The sequence below is a fragment of the Collinsella sp. AM09-41 genome (genome assembly GCF_003473245.1).
Taxonomy (GTDB): Bacteria; Actinomycetota; Coriobacteriia; order Coriobacteriales; family Coriobacteriaceae; genus Collinsella.
This window is the reverse complement of the sequence record NZ_QRMJ01000001.1, coordinates 567,531-586,926: the sequence shown is the minus strand read 5'-3', so window position 1 is coordinate 586,926 and position 19,396 is coordinate 567,531. Positions and strand designations below refer to the sequence as shown.

23 protein-coding genes are annotated in these 19,396 nt (G+C 58.4%); 18 read left to right on the top strand and 5 right to left on the bottom strand.

Annotated features, from left to right (window positions below; genetic code table 11):
• Positions 1–258: 258 nt before the first annotated feature.
• The 7 genes from hpf (at position 259) to DW112_RS02605 (ending at position 6,506) form a co-directional block, all read left to right on the top strand.
• Positions 259–843 (top strand): ribosome hibernation-promoting factor, HPF/YfiA family, encoded by a 585-nt coding sequence (gene hpf / locus DW112_RS02635; protein WP_035137685.1) that lies wholly within the window; start codon positions 259–261, stop codon positions 841–843.
• 79 nt (positions 844–922) lie between these two features.
• Positions 923–1,876: a DegV family protein gene (locus tag DW112_RS02630; protein ID WP_089572413.1), complete on the top strand. Its 954-nt coding sequence runs from the start codon at positions 923–925 to the stop codon at positions 1,874–1,876.
• A 98-nt stretch (positions 1,877–1,974) separates the two neighbouring features.
• Complete coding sequence (locus DW112_RS02625) at positions 1,975–3,054, top strand: NAD(P)-dependent oxidoreductase (RefSeq protein ID WP_118328262.1); 1,080 nt, start codon at positions 1,975–1,977, stop codon at positions 3,052–3,054.
• A gap of 5 nt (positions 3,055–3,059) precedes the next feature.
• Positions 3,060–3,488: a hypothetical protein gene (locus DW112_RS02620; protein ID WP_117766453.1), complete on the top strand. Its 429-nt coding sequence runs from the start codon at positions 3,060–3,062 to the stop codon at positions 3,486–3,488.
• A 15-nt stretch (positions 3,489–3,503) separates the two neighbouring features.
• Complete coding sequence (locus DW112_RS02615; protein WP_117635810.1) at positions 3,504–4,202, top strand: hypothetical protein; 699 nt, start codon at positions 3,504–3,506, stop codon at positions 4,200–4,202.
• Positions 4,203–4,208: 6 nt separating this feature from the next.
• Entirely contained in the window at positions 4,209–5,294 is a 1,086-nt protein-coding gene (locus tag DW112_RS02610) for an isocitrate/isopropylmalate dehydrogenase family protein (RefSeq protein ID WP_118328261.1), read from the top strand.
• A gap of 126 nt (positions 5,295–5,420) precedes the next feature.
• A complete protein-coding gene (locus tag DW112_RS02605; RefSeq protein WP_118328260.1) occupies positions 5,421–6,506 on the top strand; it encodes a hypothetical protein in 1,086 nt (361 codons plus the stop codon).
• A 114-nt stretch (positions 6,507–6,620) separates the two neighbouring features.
• On the opposite strand, the gene DW112_RS02600 is transcribed toward DW112_RS02605, so the two are convergent.
• Both DW112_RS02600 and DW112_RS02595 read right to left on the bottom strand, forming a co-directional pair.
• Positions 6,621–6,857 carry a helix-turn-helix transcriptional regulator gene (locus DW112_RS02600; RefSeq protein WP_117564746.1) on the bottom strand — a complete coding sequence of 79 codons (237 nt, stop codon included), beginning with the start codon at positions 6,855–6,857 and terminating at the stop codon, positions 6,621–6,623.
• A 9-nt stretch (positions 6,858–6,866) separates the two neighbouring features.
• Positions 6,867–7,505, bottom strand: a complete 639-nt coding sequence (locus DW112_RS02595; protein WP_089572407.1) for a DUF2975 domain-containing protein — start codon at positions 7,503–7,505, stop codon at positions 6,867–6,869.
• A gap of 699 nt (positions 7,506–8,204) precedes the next feature.
• Between DW112_RS02595 and DW112_RS02590 the strand changes: the two genes are divergently transcribed.
• The 8 genes from DW112_RS02590 to nagA all read left to right on the top strand — a co-directional run bounded on the left by DW112_RS02590 (position 8,205) and on the right by nagA (position 14,896).
• A complete protein-coding gene (locus DW112_RS02590; protein ID WP_117564748.1) occupies positions 8,205–8,648 on the top strand; it encodes a PTS fructose transporter subunit IIA in 444 nt (147 codons plus the stop codon).
• On the top strand, positions 8,648–8,929 hold the full coding sequence (gene yajC / locus DW112_RS02585; RefSeq protein WP_117583566.1) for a preprotein translocase subunit YajC: 282 nt from the start codon (positions 8,648–8,650) through the stop codon (positions 8,927–8,929). The genes DW112_RS02590 and yajC overlap by 1 nt, the downstream gene beginning before the upstream one ends.
• Positions 8,930–8,965: 36 nt before the next feature.
• Complete coding sequence (agaV, locus tag DW112_RS02580; RefSeq protein WP_089572404.1) at positions 8,966–9,448, top strand: PTS N-acetylgalactosamine transporter subunit IIB; 483 nt, start codon at positions 8,966–8,968, stop codon at positions 9,446–9,448.
• A gap of 90 nt (positions 9,449–9,538) precedes the next feature.
• The gene (locus DW112_RS02575) at positions 9,539–10,339 is read left to right on the top strand and encodes a PTS sugar transporter subunit IIC (RefSeq protein ID WP_089572403.1); all 801 of its coding nucleotides are present in this window, start codon (positions 9,539–9,541) and stop codon (positions 10,337–10,339) included.
• Positions 10,329–11,411: a PTS system mannose/fructose/sorbose family transporter subunit IID gene (locus tag DW112_RS02570; protein WP_118328259.1), complete on the top strand. Its 1,083-nt coding sequence runs from the start codon at positions 10,329–10,331 to the stop codon at positions 11,409–11,411. Before DW112_RS02575 ends, DW112_RS02570 begins: the two co-directional genes overlap by 11 nt.
• 185 nt (positions 11,412–11,596) lie before the next feature.
• Positions 11,597–12,328, top strand: a complete 732-nt coding sequence (locus tag DW112_RS02565) for a GntR family transcriptional regulator (protein WP_117564750.1) — start codon at positions 11,597–11,599, stop codon at positions 12,326–12,328.
• 114 nt (positions 12,329–12,442) lie between these two features.
• Positions 12,443–13,609, top strand: a complete 1,167-nt coding sequence (locus DW112_RS02560) for an SIS domain-containing protein (protein ID WP_118066259.1) — start codon at positions 12,443–12,445, stop codon at positions 13,607–13,609.
• A 117-nt stretch (positions 13,610–13,726) separates the two neighbouring features.
• Positions 13,727–14,896 (top strand): N-acetylglucosamine-6-phosphate deacetylase, encoded by a 1,170-nt coding sequence (nagA, locus tag DW112_RS02555; protein WP_022094606.1) that lies wholly within the window; start codon positions 13,727–13,729, stop codon positions 14,894–14,896.
• A gap of 75 nt (positions 14,897–14,971) precedes the next feature.
• On the opposite strand, the gene DW112_RS02550 is transcribed toward nagA, so the two are convergent.
• A complete protein-coding gene (locus DW112_RS02550; protein WP_233524935.1) occupies positions 14,972–15,556 on the bottom strand; it encodes a flavodoxin domain-containing protein in 585 nt (194 codons plus the stop codon).
• 156 nt (positions 15,557–15,712) lie between these two features.
• On the opposite strand from DW112_RS02550, the gene DW112_RS02545 reads away from it, so the two are divergent.
• The 3 genes from DW112_RS02545 to DW112_RS02530 all read left to right on the top strand — a co-directional run bounded on the left by DW112_RS02545 (position 15,713) and on the right by DW112_RS02530 (position 18,260).
• Positions 15,713–16,594 (top strand): aldose 1-epimerase family protein, encoded by an 882-nt coding sequence (locus tag DW112_RS02545; protein ID WP_117640366.1) that lies wholly within the window; start codon positions 15,713–15,715, stop codon positions 16,592–16,594.
• A 59-nt stretch (positions 16,595–16,653) separates the two neighbouring features.
• Positions 16,654–17,589, top strand: coding sequence for a hexose kinase (locus tag DW112_RS02540; RefSeq protein ID WP_117640365.1), 936 nt, complete (start codon positions 16,654–16,656; stop codon positions 17,587–17,589).
• A 197-nt stretch (positions 17,590–17,786) separates the two neighbouring features.
• Positions 17,787–18,260 carry a YhcH/YjgK/YiaL family protein gene (locus DW112_RS02530; protein WP_117637052.1) on the top strand — a complete coding sequence of 158 codons (474 nt, stop codon included), beginning with the start codon at positions 17,787–17,789 and terminating at the stop codon, positions 18,258–18,260.
• A gap of 135 nt (positions 18,261–18,395) precedes the next feature.
• Here DW112_RS02530 and DW112_RS02525 read toward each other — a convergent pair whose 3' ends face one another.
• Together DW112_RS02525 and DW112_RS02520 are read right to left on the bottom strand one after the other, a co-directional pair.
• A complete protein-coding gene (locus DW112_RS02525) occupies positions 18,396–18,761 on the bottom strand; it encodes a hypothetical protein (protein WP_118328258.1) in 366 nt (121 codons plus the stop codon).
• A gap of 14 nt (positions 18,762–18,775) precedes the next feature.
• Positions 18,776–19,285, bottom strand: a complete 510-nt coding sequence (locus DW112_RS02520) for a hypothetical protein (RefSeq protein ID WP_117640364.1) — start codon at positions 19,283–19,285, stop codon at positions 18,776–18,778.
• Positions 19,286–19,396 lie beyond the last annotated feature (111 nt).

The following is a 19,396-nucleotide window of genomic DNA, read 5'->3' as shown; positions in this document are numbered from 1 at the left end:
ACGCACTGCCGGGTTTCCCCAATAGGGGAGCCCGGCTTTTTTATCCCTATAAAACCAGCAGGTCAAAGCCAATTTTCGGGACCAAATAAAAAGTCGCCGACGCCCTCCCATAGCGCACTTTGCCACAGAAAAGTGCGAGACTTCGGTATGCGGTATTAAGCAATCGTTATTCGGGTCTTTAGGAATCCGCGTGATTAAATGCACGGCAATGGGTACATAGCCAGTACAGTAAGTCCCCGAGGCAGATTGGAGCCACGTATGGATATCAAGGTTTCTGGACGCAAGACGACGGTAACCGATGCTCTGCGTGCGCATGTGGATGAGAAGATCGGCGAGGCGCTCAAGGTTTTCGATATCGAGCCCATGACAGTCGACGTCGTGCTTCGTTATGAGAAGAACCCCTCGAACCCCAACCCGGCAATCGTCGAGGTCACGGTTCGTGCCCGCGGCTCTGTGATTCGCGTTGCCGAGCACGGCGCAGATATGTATGCCGCCATCGACCTCTCCGCCGATAAGGTTACCCGCCAGCTGCGCAAGTTCAAGACTAAGGTCGTGGACAACCGCCAGGGTGGTGCCAGCGCCGCGGATGTCGCACCGGTCGAGCGCGTCGAGGATCTGGCCGACCTGCTGCTGCCCGAGGAGGAAGACGACCTGCTCGTCCGCGAGAAGGTTATCGACGTCACTCCGATGACTGAGGAGCAGGCGCTGGTGCAGACCGATCTGCTCGGTCACGACTTCTACGTGTTCGAGAACGCGACGACCGGCCTTATCAATGTGGTGTATCACCGTAAGAATGGTGGATATGGCATCATCAAGCCCCGCATCGAAACACTTGACGAGTAAAATACGTTAACTTGCATGAGTTAACGGCTGGCGGCCATCCCATGCGGGTGGCCGCCTTTTTACGTAAGGAGTCGCTTTGATGGACAAGGCCGCATCCGCCGGTCATTCGGACCGTTGCCGCATCGTCGTCGATACCTGCTGCGACTTTAGCCCCGAGGTCGCCGCGAACCTCGATGTCGATATCCTGGGTTTCCCCTTCATTATCGATGGCGAAGAGCGCACGGACGACATCTGGTCGAGCATCACACCCAAGGAGTTCTACGACCGTATGCGCGCCGGTGCCCGCGTGTCCACCTCGGCTGTGTCGCTCGGTCGCTATATCGAGTTCTTTACCGAGTGCGCCAAAGAGGGTACGCCTACGGTCTACCTGTGCTTTACCTCGGCGCTGTCGTCGAGCTACAACTCCGCGTGCCAGGCGGCGGACGCCGTGCGCGCCGAGTATCCCAACTTTGAGCTGTACGTGGTCGACAACGCTCTGCCCTGTGCGACCGGCGAGCTCTTGGCGCTTGAGGCCGTGCGCCAGCGTTCGGCGGGACTGACCGCCAAGCAGCTGGTCGACTGGGCAAACGAGGCCAAGACCTATGTCCACGGTTACTTTACGCTCGAGAGCTTTGACGCGCTGGCTGCCGGCGGCCGCATTCCGCCCGCGGCGGCACAGCTCACGGCAAAGCTCGACGTCAAACCCGAGCTGTCCTACGACCTGGCCGGCTCGCTGTCGCTGATCGGCGTCAACCGCGGTCGCAAGAAGGCGCTCAAGTCCATCCTCAAGTCGTTCCGCGAGAACTATGTGCCCGATCGCACCATGCCCATCGCCATTATGACGGCCGATGCCGAGAAGGACGGCGACTGGCTCGAAGCTGCCATCCGCAAGGAGGAGGGCTGCGCCGACGTCACGATCATTCGCAGCTCCGTGGGTCCCACCATTGGCTCGCACGTGGGCCCCGGCATGGTGGCCTGCGCGTTTTGGGGTAAGAACCGCGCCGACAAGGCGTCGCTTTCCGATCGCATCGCCCGCCGCGTGCGCGGTCAGTAGGCAAGTAACGCGTCCGTAATCGCCCTCGACTCACAGCTCAAACGCTGGCACCGAGTATTCAACCTGGTAATAACACCCAACCTAAAAGGAAAGGTTTCATGGCAAACAAGCTCTCTGTCGCATTTATCGGCACCGGAATCATGGGTGCCCCCATCGCCGGCCACATCCTGGATGCCGGCTATCCCGTCACGGTCAACAACCGTACCAAGTCCAAGGCCGCCGCGCTTATCGAGCGCGGTGCCGTTTGGGCCGATACGCCGGCAGATGCCGTGGCGAACGCCGACGTCGTCTTTACCATGGTGGGTTATCCCTCCGAGGTCGAGGAGCTCTACCTGGCGGGCGACGGCCTGCTCGCGTGCACTAAGCCCGGCGCGGTCCTGATCGACCTCACCACAAGCTCGCCCGAGCTGGCGCGCGACATTGCCGAGGCCGCCCAGGTTTCTGGTCGCATGGCGTTTGACTGCCCCGTCACCGGCGGCGAGTCGGGTGCTATCGCCGGCACGCTTACGGCTATCGTGGGCGCTACCGAGAACGACATCGCGCCGGTCCGCGACATCCTTGCCACCTTCGCGGCCAACATCTGCTGCTTCGACGGCGCTGGCAAGGGCCAGGCTGCCAAGCTCGCCAACCAGGTGTCGCTGGGCGCCTGCATGGTCGGCATGGCCGATGCGCTGGCGTTTGCCGAGCTGAGCGGCCTTGATCTGGAGAAGACCCGTCAGATGATCCTGGGCGGCACCGGCAAGTCCGGCGCCATGGAGAGCCTGGCGCCCAAGGCGCTCGATGGCGACTACAAGCCCGGCTTTATGGTCGAGCACTTCATTAAGGACCTGCGCTTGGCGCTCGCCTATGCCGACGACCGCGAGCTCGCGCTGCCCGGCGCCGACGTTGCCTTTACGCTCTACGACATGCTCGACGCCATCGGTGGTGCCAAGCTGGGCACCCAGGCCATCACGGTTCTCTATAAGGAGGAGGCCGACGCCATCGCCGCCGGTCTGGACTGGTCGCAGTATCGTCCCGAAGAGCACGGTGCTCACGAGGACGGCTGCGGTTGCGGCGAGCACGGCGACGACCATGAGTGCGGTTGCGGCCACCATCACGGCAAGGACCACGAGTGCTGCGGCGGCCACGGCCATGACGACGGCCACGAGTGCTGCTGCGGCCACCATCACGGGGAGTAGCGCCCATGAACTGGACGTTCGTGGTGCTTGCGCTGGTGCTCTTTCTCTTTGCGATCTACATCGGCTTTTTGTGCGGCCAGTGGGCCTGCGAAAAGCGCGTCATCACCAAACGCGACTACTGGATCGCCAACTTTGCAGGAGCGGCGGCAGTCGTCCTGCTGACCTGGGTGTTCTCGCTGTTCCCGCTGGTGCAGTTTGCGCCGATCGGCTGGCTCGGCGGCTTTATCGCCGGCCTTAAGATGAGCTTTGGCGAGTCCGTCGGTCCGTGGCGCAAGCACGACGAGGTCTTTAACGTCAACAAAGCCCATCGTGCCGCCGCCGACGCGGGCGATGCCGAGGAGCGCCGCCGTGCGCGTCGCAATGGCGCGGCCGACCGACAGCTCATCTCGATCACCGATGACAGCAAGGGTGCCGACAAGCACGCTAAGAAATAGTAAGAAGAGGTAACTATGGCAGAAAACAAAGACGAACAGCTCACCGACGAGGAGCTGGCACAGCTTCAGCTGGCAGAGGAGAACGAGAACGCCGTCGACCGCCTGGTCCAGGAGCTCGGCTGCCCCACGCGCCGCATCCGCCAGTTTGCCGCCCGCGTGCTGCACTTGCTTGCCGAGCGCGATCCGCAGCGCGTCGTGCCCTGCGTGCCCGCGCTGATCGAGGCGCTCGATCGCCCCGAGGCGCAGACCCGCTGGGAGGCCCTCGATGCCTTGGCGGCGCTCGCCACCACCTGCCCCGAGCAGCTGGGCGATGCCTTTGAGGGCGCCGAGACCGCGCTGTTCGACGAGATTTCCTCCACGCTGCGCTATGCCGCCTTCCGCCTGCTGTGCGTGTGGGGCGCCACGAGCGTCGAGCGTTCGCGCGAGGCTTGGCCCATCCTGGACGAGGCCATCCAGTGCTACCACGGTGACCTTGAGTATCGTGACATGCTCGGTTGCCTGTACGAGTTTGGTCAGGGCGAGATCGACGCCGAGGTTGCCGAGAAGCTTGCGCTGCGCCTTAAGTTCGATGCCGAGAACGGTAAGGGCAGCTATCTCAAGGCCCGTTCGAGCGAGATTTGCGAAATGCTTGTTAAACGTTTTGGCCTGGATCTCTCCAAAAAGAAGAAGCGTGCTAGCGTAAAAAAATCTGACGACGCCGAAGACGAGGAGTAACAGATTATGGCGCACGATGTAGTCCTGATTCCCGGTGACGGTATCGGTCCCGAGATTACGCAGGCCATGCGCCGCGTGGTCGAGGCCACCGGTGTCCAGATCAACTGGAACGTCCAGGAGGCCGGTGCCGGCGTCATGGACGAGTTTGGCACGCCGCTGCCCCAACATGTGCTCGATGCGGTCGCCGAGACCAAGGTTGCCATCAAGGGCCCCATCACCACGCCGGTCGGCACGGGCTTCCGCAGCGTTAACGTCGCCCTGCGCAAGCACTTCGACCTGTACGCCTGCGTGCGCCCCTGCCTGTCGCAGCCGGGCGACGGCTCGCGCTTCCGCGACGTCGACCTGGTCATCGTGCGCGAGAACACCGAGGACCTCTACGCCGGCATCGAGTTCGATGAGGGCGCTGCCGAGGTCGAGGAGCTCTCGCAGCTTGTCGAGCGTTCGGGCCAAAAGACCTTCGCCGCCGATTCCGCGATCTCGATCAAGCCGATCTCCATCGCCAAGAGCCGCCGCATTGTGGAGTATGCCTTTGAGTATGCCCGCCGCTGCGGCCGCAAAAAGGTGACGGCCGTGCATAAGGCCAACATCATGAAGGCGACCGACGGCTTGTTCCTGCGCGTAGCGCGCGAGGTGGCCTCCAACTATCCCGATATCGAGTTCAACGACAAGATCGTCGACGCCACCTGCATGGGCCTGGTCCAGAACCCCAACGACTTCGATGTCTTGGTGCTGCCCAACCTGTACGGCGACATCGTGAGCGACCTGTGCGCCGGCCTGGTTGGTGGCCTGGGTATGGCTCCGGGTTCCAACATCGGTGCCGATTGCGCCATCTTTGAGGCAACGCACGGCTCCGCGCCCGATATCGCCGGTCAGGATATCGCCAACCCCACGGCCGAGATCCTCTCTGCTGCGATGATGCTCGATCACCTGGGCGAGAACGATGCTGCCAATCGCATTCGTGCCGCCGTCTCCGCCACGCTCGACGAGGGCGAGCAGGTTACCGGTGACGTGCGTCGTGCCCAGACCGGCTCCGTTGAGGGCGCTGTGGGCACGCAGGCCTTTGCCGATGCCGTTATCGCGCACCTGGCCTAAGGTATGCACGCTGCAAACGCCTAAATAGTACTTAAGTGTTTGCGTATAACCTAAGAATCAATACGCCCGGCGCCTCGTCGGGCGTATTCTATTGGGGACTATGTTTCCTAACAAGGAGTAATTGATATGGGTCTGATTCAAAAGAAGGACGAGAAGGACGAGATCGACGGCATCCAGATCATCGAGCGCGGCGAAGGCCCCGACGGTGACGAGGACGAGAAGATCGATCTGGTCGCCGGTACGTCTGCCGAGCACATTGCCGCCGGCACGACGGCCGAGGAGGAGGACGCCCGACTGGAGGCTCAGATTGCCGCGGATGCCGCTGACGAGAACCTCATGCCCGAGGAGCAGGACGAGGACGACGACTCCGACGTGGACGACCACGCTTGCAAGCACAAGAAGACGATGATTGCCATCTTTGTGGTCGCCGTCGTGATCGCTGCCGTGGTCGGCTTCTTTATCGGCAACGGTGGTTTTGGCGGCAAGGGCGTCGGCTCGGCGACCCTGACCGAGGACAAGCTCGATTCGACCGTGGCAAGCTATAGCTACAACGGCAAGAAGAGCGACATCACCGCGCGTGAGGCCATCGAGAGCCAGTACAGCCTCGACACCGTCAAGGATAGCGATGGCAACTACACCGCTCCTTCTGCTGACGTCATCCTGTCCTACGTGCGCAACCAGATTCTGCTGGACGCTGCCGAGGACGAGGGCGTTACCGTTTCTTCCAAGGAAATGAAGCAGTACGCCGAGGATTCCATCGGCACCTCCGACTACAAGACCATGGCCACGCAGTACGGCGTGTCCAAGGACCAGGCCAAGCAGATCGTCCGTCAGTCCGCGACGCTGCAGAAGCTCTACAAGAAGAAGGTGGGCGATAGCTCCGCAAGCATGCCGACCGCCCCGACCGAGCCTGCTGACGGCAACGAGGAGACCGCGAGCAAGGACTACGCCGACTACATCATCAACCTTGCCGGCGATGAGTGGGATAGCGAGAAGGGCACCTGGAAGGACGCCGATGGCACCTACGCCAAGGCATTCGCCGACGATGCCTTTACGGCCGATAGCGCGACCTATAAGCAGGCAATGACCGCCTATTACACCGCTTACCAGCAGTATTCTTCGCAGGCTTCGAGCGCCAGCTCCAAGTGGACCGAGTACGCCAACAGCCTGTACGCCAAGGCCAACATCAGCATTTACGGCCTGTTTGCGTAAGATCTGCCTGAGCTTACCGATCGCGTAGCCGAACTATCTGAATAAGCCCGCTAGAACGATATCCGTTCTAGCGGGCTTATTACGTCGGAGGTACCGGTAGTTAAATAATCTCAATTAATCTTTAAGTCCAAAGAGGTTATCGGCTTCATCGTCAGGCATATATTCTAGTACATCGCCCGGTTGGCAGTCGAGTGCCCGGCATATCGCGTCAAGAGTTGAAAAGCGCACGGCAGAAACCTTGCCCGTCTTGATGCGCGACATATTGACCTGGGAGATGCCCACGCGTTCCGCAAGCTCTTTGGATGAGATCTTGCGTTCGGCGAGCATGCGGTCGAGCCGCAGAATAATCATGGATTCCCCCTAGAGCAACTCGTCATCTTGTATTTGCAGGATACACCCGTACTGGAAGACGCTGGCAATCAGGCTAATAATCAGGCCTGCAAAGACCATAGAGAGGTCGAGGTGCTGGCCGCCAAGCGCATCCGTAAAGTTGCCGCCAAATCCTGAGAGTATCAGCCCCGTGACTATGGCACCAAGAAGCTTCACAGCAACGCCGCCAATAAGGAACAAATGTCCTACTTGACGTAGTATGCGGATGCATTCGAGGTCAAAGGGCCTGCCCGCCTTTTCAATGGCGGAGAAAAACCTGTATGCGCTTAGCACAATGGCAAGCGCAAGGCATGTCATCATGGCGCTCCCTATGGCAGTATGACCGTCGTGCGCGACAAGCATAAGAGGGGTCTGTTCATTGGCGCCGACGAGAGCGAGAGATGGCCCTTCGCCGGCATTAAGCTCTACGGATTGGAGGCAGAACCCTTGGGAGAGGCTAGGCAATATGAGTAGAAGCTCGATTGCAATGACTGCGAGAAGTCCCAGAGCGAGCGCTACGGCGGTGCAGATTGTGGCCCATTTGCAGATGTGAGCGAGCTTCCTCAGATCGGCTATTGCCTGTTCGCGGTTGATGGGTTCATTCGATTTGGATACGTTCCAGCGGATCATAGCTCCTCCAACCAATGTCTAGGATGATATTTAAATCTTATAACATACTTAATGATAAACGATAAACAATTACAGATTAGAGTAAGTTATGTTTGTAAGACGAATAGCGAGAGCTTATGGCATATTTAGGGAGTGAGAGTTTGGCACGTGGGGGATGGACGAGTATCGAAATTTCCCGCAACCGCGCAAGTGCTTCATCGGGTCTCCCTAATTCATATGGAAAAGGAGCTGCAAACGATTGGAAATAACCGCTGAGCGGTCGAAAACTACCGTTCACCGATAATTTCTAAACTGGTTCTAACTGGTATTAAGTCAAAAAGACCAATTCACAAATCTTCACAATGACCTGCATTTTTTCTACATGCTTTTTTGGCCACCCTGCGTTGTTTAGACACAGAAAAGGTTCCGATCTTTCGTCAAAGTATTTCGAAACGATTTCAAAACCGCAGGTAGAAGTGTTAACGAGCGGTAAACGGTCGATTTATCGCCGTGAGCGGTGCAAAAACGTTTACTGCGTGAATCAGCGAAAGCGACCTCTTCTGTGATGATATAGTGACAACAACACGTCACGTGGTTACTACCAGTTGAGAGACCACTGGTCTTCAAAGAACGCTTTCCAAGAAGCTTTAAGGGCGTCCGCCCGCTGGCTTCCGAAAACATCGGACTCAGATCGTACACACCTTCGGAAGGGAAATTTGAATGGTTGGCTTTATTCTTACCGGTCATGGACAGTTCGCACCCGGCCTCGCAAGCGCTATCGCTATGGTCGCCGGTGATCAGCCCGCTTTTACCGTCGTTCCTTTCGAGGGCGACCAGGCTGCTTCCTACGGTGAGGATCTCCGCGCCGCTATCACCGCCATGCGCGAGGAGTGCGATGGCGTGCTCGTCTTTACCGACCTGCTTGGTGGTACCCCGTTCAACCAGGCAATGATGATTGCCCAGGATGTCGACAACGTCGAGATTCTGACTGGCACGAACCTTCCCATGGTTATTGAGCTTCTGTTCCTCCGCGGCAACGCTACGCTCGCCGAGCTTGGCGAGCAGGCCGTGACCGTTGGCCAGACGGGCATCACCGCCCAGACGGTCGCTTCCGTCGCTGGTGCCGAGGAAGAGGATATCTTCGGCGACGAGGACGGCATCTAATGGCCGATTTCGGAGCCAGTGTTCTGAGTTCCTCGGTCGCTCTTTTGGGCCTGCTTGTCATCATGGGCTTGATTTACACCATCTGGTCGCAAATCAACATGAAGAAGAAGCAGAAGTACTTCAAGGAGCTGCACACGGAGCTCAAGCCGGGTCAGGAGGTTCTTTTCGCCGGCGGTATCTACGGAACCGTCAAAGGCATCGAAGGCGAAAAGGTCCAGATCAAAGTCCGATCCGGTGCCGTCGTAGATGTTTCGCGTTACGCGATTCAGGAGATTAAGTAACTGTCGTCAGCAATCAACGAAAGGAAGCTGATCAACATGGCAGAACCCAACATTCTTCTTACCCGCATCGATAACCGACTGGTTCATGGTCAGGTCGCGACCCAGTGGAACTCCACCCTGGGCTCCAACCTCATCCTCGTCGCCAACGACGATGTGTCGACCAACACCATGCGTCAGAACCTCATGAAGATGGCCGCTCCCGCCGGCGTCGCTACGCGTTTCTTCTCCCTGCAGAAGACCATCGACGTCATTGGCAAGGCGAGCCCGCGCCAGAAGATCTTCATCGTGGCCGAAACACCGGAAGACGTGCTTACGCTCGTCAAGGGCGGTGTGCCTATAAAGAAGGTAAACATCGGCAACATGCACATGTCGGAAGGAAAGCGCCAAGTCGCCACCTCCGTCGCAGTTAACGACGAGGATGTCGCTGCGTTTAAAGAGCTGCAGGAATTGGGGGTGGAGTTGGAGATCAGGCGCGTTCCGAGCACGCCTGTTGAGGACACGAGCAAGCTCTTCTCGTAATCCTCATGATCCACGTTGTCAGGAATGAAACCCTGACATTCTGTACGTGAAATCCAAAGTGCGTACATACATTTTGAAAGGAGGAGCAAGATGGAATACTCGATCATCCAGGTCGCTCTGGTCTTCATCGTCACGTTCGTCGCGGCAATCGACCAGTTCAACTTCCTCGAGTCTCTCTATCAGCCCATCGTCACCGGCGCCGTCATCGGTCTTATCCTTGGCGACCTCAACACCGGTCTTCTCGTGGGTGGTACTTATCAGCTCATGACGATCGGCAACATGCCGATCGGAGGCGCTCAGCCGCCTAACGCCGTCATCGGCGGCATCATGGCAGCCATTCTCGCTATCGCTACGGGCCTCGAGCCCAACGCGGCAGTCGGCCTTGCCATTCCGTTCGCTCTGCTTGGTCAGCTCGGCGTTACCCTGGTCTTCACGCTTATGTCGCCGCTCATGTCCTCTGCGGACAACATGGCTCACAACGCTGACACCAAGGGTATCGAGCGTCTGAACTATTTCGCCATGGCTCTGCTCGGCCTGATCTTCGCCGTCGTCGTCACCCTGTTCTTCATCGCTGGCGCCACCATCGGTCAGACCATCGCTTCCGCCATCCCGACTTGGCTGCAGACCGGTCTCTCCGCTGCAGGCGGCATGATGCGCTTCGTCGGCTTCGCCGTCCTGCTCAAGGTTATGATGAACCGCGATATGTGGGGCTTCTTCCTCATGGGCTTTGGCCTCGCGCTCATCACCGTTGCCAACGATTCTCTGGCAACCCCTGCTCTGCTCATCCTCGCTCTCATCGGCTTCGGCATCGCTTTCTGGGACTTCCAGCAGCAGACCGAGCTGAAGGGTGCAGCTGTTTCTGACGGAGGTGACTTCGAAGATGGCATCTAATGAGTATGTGATCCCGGAGCACTACGAGGATCTCACTCCTGCTCCGCAGCTCGACCAGAAGACCCTCAACAAGATGGCCTGGCGCTCCTGCTTCCTGCAGGCCTCGTTCAACTACGAGCGTATGCAGGCCGCCGGTTGGCTCTACTCCATCATCCCCGGTCTGGAGAAGATCCACACCAACAAGAACGACCTCGCGGCTTCCATGAGCCACAACCTGGAGTTCTTCAACACTCACCCGTTCCTTGTCACCTTTGTTATGGGCATCGTGCTTTCGCTCGAGCAGAACAAGGTTGACATCCCCACGATCCGCGCCGTCCGCGTCGCCGCAATGGGCCCGCTCGGTGGTATCGGTGACGCCCTGTTCTGGCTGACGCTCGTGCCTATCACGGCCGGCATCACCTCCAACATGGCCATCAACGGCAACGCCGCTGCGCCGATCATCTTCCTGGTGATCTTCAACGTCGTCCAGTTCGCTCTGCGCTTCTGGCTCATGAACTGGTCCTACAAGCTTGGCACCAGCGCTATTGACGCTCTGACCGCCAACATGCAGGCCTTCACGCGTGCCGCTTCCATCATGGGCGTCTTCGTCGTCGGTTGCCTGGTCGTCACCATGGGTGGCACCCAGATCAACCTCCAGATCCCCAATGGCACCACCCGTGGCCTCTCCGCTACTACCGTGATCGTCTCCGAGAAGGAGGCCGAGAACTTCACCGGTATGGAGGGCATCGATACCGAGACCGCTGAGGCCGGTACCATCGCCATGACCGATAAGGACGGCAACGCCCTCACCGCTTCCGATGCCGACGGCAACGATGTCGAGTGCGGCGTCACCGATCTGGGCAACGGCATGGAGTCCGTTACCTACGGTACCGTCACCGAGGATCCGGTCAACTTCTCTGTTGCCGACACCCTCAACACCATCGTCCCCAAGCTCGTCCCGCTTATGCTTACGCTGCTGCTTTACTACATGTTCGCTAAGCACAGCTGGACCCCGACCAAGGGCATTCTCCTGCTCTTCGTCCTTGGCATCCTGGGCGCTGGCCCGCTTGGTCTCTGGCCGAGCATCTGGTAAGGCTCTAGCTTGAGGGGTGTGTCCCTACGCGGCTCACACCCCGACCCCTTAAGCCATGTGTATGTTAAAAGCCGCGTGCTCGAAAGAGCGCGCGGCTTTTGTTTTCTTGATGATTCGGGTGTGGCAGACAGATAATGCTTAACACCCTAGGTAGTTAGCCGAATTCGAGCAAAAGGGAGGATAGGATGGCGATCGGAGCGCGTAAGCAACCGCTGTACGATCAGCTGGTCGATATTCTGACCGAAAAGATTGACCATGAATATCGCGCCGGTGACATGATTCCTTCCGAGCGCGAACTTTCGGAGCGCTATGGTCTCTCGCGCACTACGGTACGCCTGGCTCTGCAGGAACTGGAGCGTTTAGGACTGGTGGTTCGGCAGCACGGTCGCGGTACCTTTGTGACCGACCGTTCGGCAAAGGCAACCAATCTTATGCAGTCCTACAGCTTTACCGAGCAGATGCGCGCGATGGGTCGTGACCCCGAGACCACGATTCTCGAGTTTTGCGAGATGGAGGCCGATAAGAATCTGGCCGAGCATATGGGATTGCGTATCGGTGATCGCATTTTTAAGCTCAAGCGCCTTCGTTCTGCCGACAACATGCCCATGATGGTCGAACGCAGCTATCTACCGGTTCGTCAATTTCTGTCCCTAAAGCGACCGCTGCTGGAGCGTAAGCCGCTTTACGATGTGATTGAGCAAGACTTTCAGCAAAAAATACGTGTGGCCGAAGAGGAGTTCTATGCGAGCATAGCCCGTCCCACCGATGCCCACCTTTTGGAAATTGTCGAGGGCTCGCCTGTGCTCGATTTGGTTAGGACTACGTATAACGAGTCAAACGAGGTTGTGGAGTATACGCTCTCGGTTGCTCGTGCCGATCAGTTTAAATACAAGGTTTACCACCAGCGTAGCGACTAGTGTTGGCATCGTTTCCATATGATGATTCTTTGTATTTAACTGGTTACTACCAGATAACCAACCGAAGTGTATAATTGCACGTCAGAGGATTACTTCTAGAGAGAGGTATTAGAAATGTTCGAGAAGAGTGTCGAGGAGCTCACCGAGCTCGGCGCCCAGATCACCACGGCTGAGATTGCTCAGCAGCCCGAGCTTTGGCGTGATACGCTCAACATCTATCGCGAGAACAAGGAGGCCATCGAGGCCTTTCTGGCCGAGGCTCGCGCTATGGGCGAGGGCCGTCTGTCCGTTGTCTTCACCGGTGCCGGTACGTCCGACTACGTTGGCGATACCTGCGCCCCGTACCTGCGTCGCGCTGGCAACACTGATCTCTACGACTTTAAGCCCATCGCCACGACCGACATCGTGAGCGCCCCGCGCGACTTCCTGCGCGCCGAGGATCCCACGCTCGTGGTTTCCTTTGCCCGCTCCGGCAACAGCCCCGAGAGCCTTGCCGCCGTCGCCGTTGCCAAGGAGCTCGTCCACAACGTCAAGTTCCTCAACATCACCTGCGCGCCCGAGGGCAAGCTCGCCGTCGAGTCCGCCGATGATCCCAATGCGCTGACGCTGCTCATCCCGCGCGCCAACGACAAGGGCTTCGCCATGACCGGCTCCTACACCTGCATGACCCTGCTCTCTACCCTCATCTTTGACGAGGCTTCCGACGAGCAGAAGGCCGAGTGGGTCGAGACCATCGCCAAGATGGGCGAGGAGGTCATCGCTCGCGAGTCTGAGGTTGCCGACTACCTCGCTGGCGACTTCAACCGCGTGACCTACCTTGGCTCCGGCTCCTTCGGTGGCCTTGCCCAGGAGAGCCAGCTTAAGATCCTCGAGCTTGCTCACGGTCTGGTCGCTACTTCCTATGACACCTCTATGGGTTATCGTCACGGACCCAAGTCCTTCGTCGACGACAAGACGCTCGTCTTCGTATTCGTCAACAACGACGCCTACACCCGTCAGTACGACATCGACATCCTTAACGAGATCGGTGGCGACGAGATCGCTCAGCACACCGTTGCCGTTCAGCAGGATGGCGCTACTGTCTACGAGGGTGAGTCCTTCACCTTTAAGGGCTATGAGGCACTCCCCGAGGGTTACCTTGCTCTGCCGTTCGTGATGTTTGCCCAGGCAATCAGCCTGCTCAACTCCGTGCGCGTGGGCAACACGCCCGATACGCCGAGCCCCACCGGCACGGTCAACCGCGTGGTCAAGGGCGTGACGATTCACCCCTTCACCGCTTAATCGCGTCCCCCTGTAAGGGCGCCCGTCCGCTCATAACGGCGGGCGGGCGCTTTTTGTTTTACGTGAGCTGGGTATAAGCATCACCACAGTCAACTGCTTTAGAAGCAAGGAGTGCATATGAGCACGTACGCAATTAAGGCTGACAAGTTCTTCTTGCCGGCAGGCCCGCAACTGGGCGGCTATCTTATGGTCGAGGATGGCGTCTTTGGCGCCTGGCAGGCCGACGAGCCCTCTTGCGAGATTAAGGATTACACGGGATCGTGGATCGCACCGGGTATGGTCGACACCCACATCCATGGCTTCTATAACCACTCGACTACCGATAACGATCCCGAGGGCATCGATATCAGCTCGACCGAGCTCGCCCGTCGCGGCACCACCAGCTGGCTGCCCACGACGTTCACCGATGGCGTCGAGCAGATTAAGGACGCCTGCGCCGCCATCGCCCAGGCGGACGAGGGTCGCGGCCCCGACTTCTGCGGTGCCCGTATCCAGGGCATCTACCTGGAGGGCCCTTTCTTTACCATGAAGCACGTGGGCGCGCAGAACCCCGCTTATCTGATCGACCCCTCCGAGGAGGTCTTCGATCAGTGGCAGGAGGCTGCGGGCGGTCGCATCGTTAAGAGCGCCATGGCGGCCGAGCGCGACGGTGCCGCTGCTTATGCGGCTGCTCTGAACGCCAAGGGTGTGGTGACCAGCATCGGTCACTCCGACGCCACCTACGATGAGTGCATCGCCGCCATCAACGCCGGTGCCAGCTGCTTTACGCATACCTATAACGGCCAGCGCGGGCTGCATCACCGCGAGCCCGGTGTCGTGGGTGCAGCCATGTCCACGCCCGAGACCTACGCCGAGATCATCTGTGACGGCAAGCACGTAAACCCTGCCGCCATCAAGGCACTGCTGCAGGCAAAGGGCTGGCAGCACACGGTGCTCATCACCGACTGCCTGGGTTGCGGCGGCATGCCCGAGGGCAGCTACACCAGTGGTGGCATGGACGTCATCATGAAGGACAACCTGTGCTGGCTCGCTGACGGCAAGAGCATTGCCGGCTCGGTGCTCACGCTTGCCCAGGGCGTCAAGAACATCGTCGACTGGGGCATCGCCAGCGCCGATATCGCCATTCGCATGGCAACCGAGGTGCCGGCTCGCTCTGCACACATCGAGGATAAGTGCGGCAGCATCATGCCGGGTCGCGACGCCGACTTTGTCGTGTTCGACCATGAGCTCACCCTCGTCGAGACGTATGTCGGCGGCCAGAGCGTCGGCAACGCCTTTACCGAGTAACGATAGAAAAAGACGGCGGGCCCGAATCTGCTCGGACCCGCCGTATGGGTTAAACGCTCAAAAGCACCTTCACAGTTACAGCTTGTTAGCAATCTTCTTTGCCGTGCGCTTAACGCCGGCCACAAGACCTCCCGCAGGATGCTCCTTCTCGTAGGCTAGGCGCTTCTCGCGCTTGGCGTACTCCTCGACGATGATGTCGCCATACTCGTCTTCGATCTTGTCGAAGAAGTCGACGGCGCCCTTAATTTCCTCAGCGGTCGGGTGTCCCTTTTGGACACCGCCGGCGAGCTTGAACGGTCCCCACGTATCAAAGCCGGGGCAGCCGTAGACACCCATAAAGATGGCCTGCCTCATGCGGCAGATGCCATCGATATCCTTGCCGTACCACTTGTTTTTGCCACCGTAGGTCATAAGGCCAAACACTTTGTCCTGCGGCTGCAGCACGTTTGTGAGCACGCGTGCCATGTCCTTGTCGATCTCGGAGTAATAGATGCCCGTGGCGACACCGATCAGATGATATTCGTGCAGGTTGGGATACTCGTTTTTGCCGAGCGCCTCGACGTCGAGGGTATCGATCTCGGGGTGTGCCTCGACGATGGCGTCCACGAGCTTTTTCGTATTGCCGTGATGGCGCGAGGCGTAGAGGATGATGGTTCGCATAAGAAGGCCTTTCAGCTGTAATTGCATCAATGTCTGTATGGTACCCCGTTGCATGGCTGGGATACCGGACGCATCGATGAACGTGCGGGTTTGTCCTTTGGTCAGGGCCGAGACGGGTTATTGCGAGCAAAATGCAGTTGTCCGAAAGGATGGGTAATGGAATACGCTCTTTCCAACGATTCGATTTCTATTAAGGTTTCCACGGCTGGCGGCTCGTTTACCTCGATTGAGGCCGGAGGTCGAGAGTACTTGTGGCAGGGTGATCCTGCAGTGTGGTCCGGCCAGGCGCCGGTCTGCTTTCCGATTTGCGGAGGCCTGCGCGATGGTAGCGCCATGACGTTTGCCGGGCATCATGTAAAGCTCGCTCGCCACGGGTTTGCGCGCAAACAGGAGTGGAAGCTGCTGAGCCAGAGCGAGAACGAGCTGGCGATGTGCCTGGCTTCGGAGGATAACGCCGCGCTGCTGAGCGATTATCCCTACCCGTTTAAGCTCGTCGCCCGCTATACGCTCGAGCGCGCTGCCGTGCGCGTTTCCTATGAGGTGACCAACGAGGGCACCGAGGACATGCCGTTCTTTATCGGTGGACACCCCGGCTTTAGGTGCCCGCTCGACGACGGCGAGGCCTATACGGACTACGAGCTGCGCTTTGAGAAAGATGAGGCTGCGGAGCTTTGCACCGCCGTACCCTCGACCGGATTGATTGATGTAGCTAACCGTTCAAAGAACCCCATGGTGGGAAAGACGCTGCCCCTATCGCACGAGCTCTTCGATTTTGCGGAGACCATCTTTGACGTGCTCGAGAGCCGTCAGGTCACGCTTTCCAAAAAGGGCGAGGACAAGGGCGTCCGCCTGAGCTTTGAGGGTTTCCCGTATCTCATTGTGTGGAGTAAGCCCGAGGGCGATTTTGTGGCAGTTGAGCCCTGGGGTGGCCTCTCGACCTGTTCCGATGAGGATGACGTGCTTGAGCACAAGCGCGGCTGCCTTATCGCCAAGCCTAAGGAGACCGTCGTTCGCTCGTTCACGATTGAAATTCTGTAATTCCGTTTTGTCGACTCGTATCGCGAGGCACTAGGAGCCTGCGAGATAAGGAGCTAAAAATGATCCTCACCGTTACGATGAACCCGTCTGTCGATACGCGCTATCAGCTCGATGAGCTCGTTATCGACGACGTCAACCGTGTGACGCCCGAAAAGACCGCCGGCGGCAAGGGCCTCAACGTGGCCCGTGTGCTGGGTCAGCTGGGCGACGACGTCGTGGCAACCGGTCTGCTCGGCGGCCACATGGGCGCTTACATGGCTGAGCTCATGGACGCCAACGGTATTAACAACGACTTTGTGCCCATCAAGGGCGAGACCCGCATCTGCCTCAATATCCTTCATGCCGGCAACCAGACCGAGCTGCTCGAGAGCGGCCCGACAATTGCCCCCGAGGAGCTCGATGCCTTTACCGCCAAGTTTACCGAGCTTGCGAGCAAGGCCGACGTCGTCACCATCTCGGGTTCGCTGCCCCGCGGTGTCGAGGCAGACTACTATGCCAAGATCACGGGCATTGCCGAGAACGCCGGTGCCAAGGCGTTGCTCGATACCTCGGGCGCTTCGCTCGAGGCCGCCCTTAAGTCCGAAATTAAGCCCGAGCTGGTCAAGCCTAACCTGACCGAGATCAACGGCCTTTTGGGTACGAGCTTTACCACCGACGATGTGGACGAGCTCCGCGCCGCGCTCGCCTCTGATGCCCGCTTCTCCGATATCCCCTGGGTCGTCGTGTCCATGGGCGCTGCCGGCTCCGTTGGCTTCCACAATGGCCGTGCGTTCCGCGCAAAGACGCCCGATATCCCTGCCGTTAACGCTACGGGCTCTGGTGACTCCACTATCGCTGGCTTCGCGCATGCCATTGCTGCTGGCGCGGACGACGAGACGGTGCTGCGTACCGCCAACACCTGCGGCAAGCTCAATGCCATGGATCCCATGACCGGCCATCTGGTCATGGACCGTTGGGACGAGGTCTACAACGGCGTTGTCGTGACCGAGCTGTAAAAGCCTGGGCGTCGGCCCCGGCATTGCTTGCTAGCTCATGCCGACGACAAGTGCGGTAGCATTATGCTGGGGCGCGACGCCGAGTTTGTCGTGTTCAATCCCGACCTTACCCTGGTCGAGGCGTATGTGGGTGGCAACAGCGTCGGTAACGCGTTTGCCGAGTAGCCGCCAAAGAAGCGATCCGAGAGGGGATTTAGATGATTTACGGTGCATTGGGCGATATCGAGGAGTACCGCGGAATTCTCAAGGGCCTCGACGTGCTGATCGACTGGCTCGAGGAGAACGACCCGGCAGAGCTCGAGGTCGGCAGCCATCCGATTCTGGGCGACAAGGTCTATGCGAACGTCATGGCTCCCACGACGCGTCCCGAGGCCGAGGCTCACTATGAGACGCATCAGCGCTATCACGACCTGCAGATCGACGTCGAGGGTCGCGAGGCCTTTAAGGTCGCCACGGGCAGCCTGACGCTGGTTCAGGAGTTTGACGAGAAGGACGACTACGATCTGGTCGATTCCGACGCTTCGATCGCCGGCGATCTTGCCGACGACAAGTTTGCGCTGTTCGTTGCCGGCGAGCCTCACATGCCCACGCTCGAGTTCCCGGGCGATGGCGCACAACCGATCAAGAAGATCTGCTTTAAGCTGCTTGCCGACGCCTACTGGGAGGAGTAGCGAGCTGCTCGGCTGAGTTGTTCGTCTGATGGCGTGATTCCCCTAGGGAAATCACGCTAGGACCCCGCCAAACGGGTTTTCCCTAGGGAAATCACGTTTGGCGGGGTTTTCTGTTTTTGAATAGGGAAGCCTCATTTATTTGCGAAGAACATCGGCTAGCCGCAGGATTGAAATCATCGACCGATAAGTGAGTTCCACTTTTTCGCCCGCAAGCAGTCGTTTCGAGCCAATCTCATCTAGCCCCACAAGCCGAGAAAACAGCGGGCCGCTCATCGTGCCATCGTCAATTGATTCCCTTATGGTCTTCAAAACGTCCGTATCATGAAGCGATGCCGAGCTGTAGGGGGCAACACGAGCGGAACTCTCAATTAACGACGAGACAAAAGGATGGAGATGCTTTGGACATAGTCCATCAAACACCACATCCCCATTGTCGTTCGAGCTGACCAGGCGCCAAGTATAATGATCGACCCAGTCATCCCCGTCATATATGGCGTCCATGAGCAACTTCCCGTCTAGAGAGAGAAACCTATTTGGACATCGGGGCGCAAGACCGCAATCCATATCGGACCTGCAGCAGCTCCAACCCAACGCACCACATAGGTTCCCTTTCGTACATGTGTATCAATCTGCTCTGAAATGCCGGTGAATGCAATTCCAGACCCGTTTGTCGGATAGCAATCGACGTATTTTTGTTTTCCGCTCACAACCTTGTATAGATATATCGTTCCAGCAAAAGAGAAGGGATCGTTCGCAATTTTGTCCGGAAGAACTTGCCACCTCAAAATCCCGCTACCAATATGGTCAAGCTTGACCGTTCCGCCGTCCCCCTCAAAAGTGGCAAGGGGATTTACCCCAGACTGGGAGTCGGCATCGCCCTCCTTAGCAGTTATCAGCAGGTTGCCCGTATAAGACTGCTGAGGCTCACCTTCAGGACAGGCAGCCTTGGCCCAAGAAGGGCCACTCAGGCAGAACAGTCCGAGCAGCATCAATACCAACAAAAGAAAACCCTTAGTTCTTTTCATCTATATCCCCAATGTCTCTCGACATTTGTATATTGTGACCATTTTAGATCTATATGGCCAATTCGAGCCCTCATCATGGCAATTGTTGCAGCTGGGTTTCTTTTCATTAAG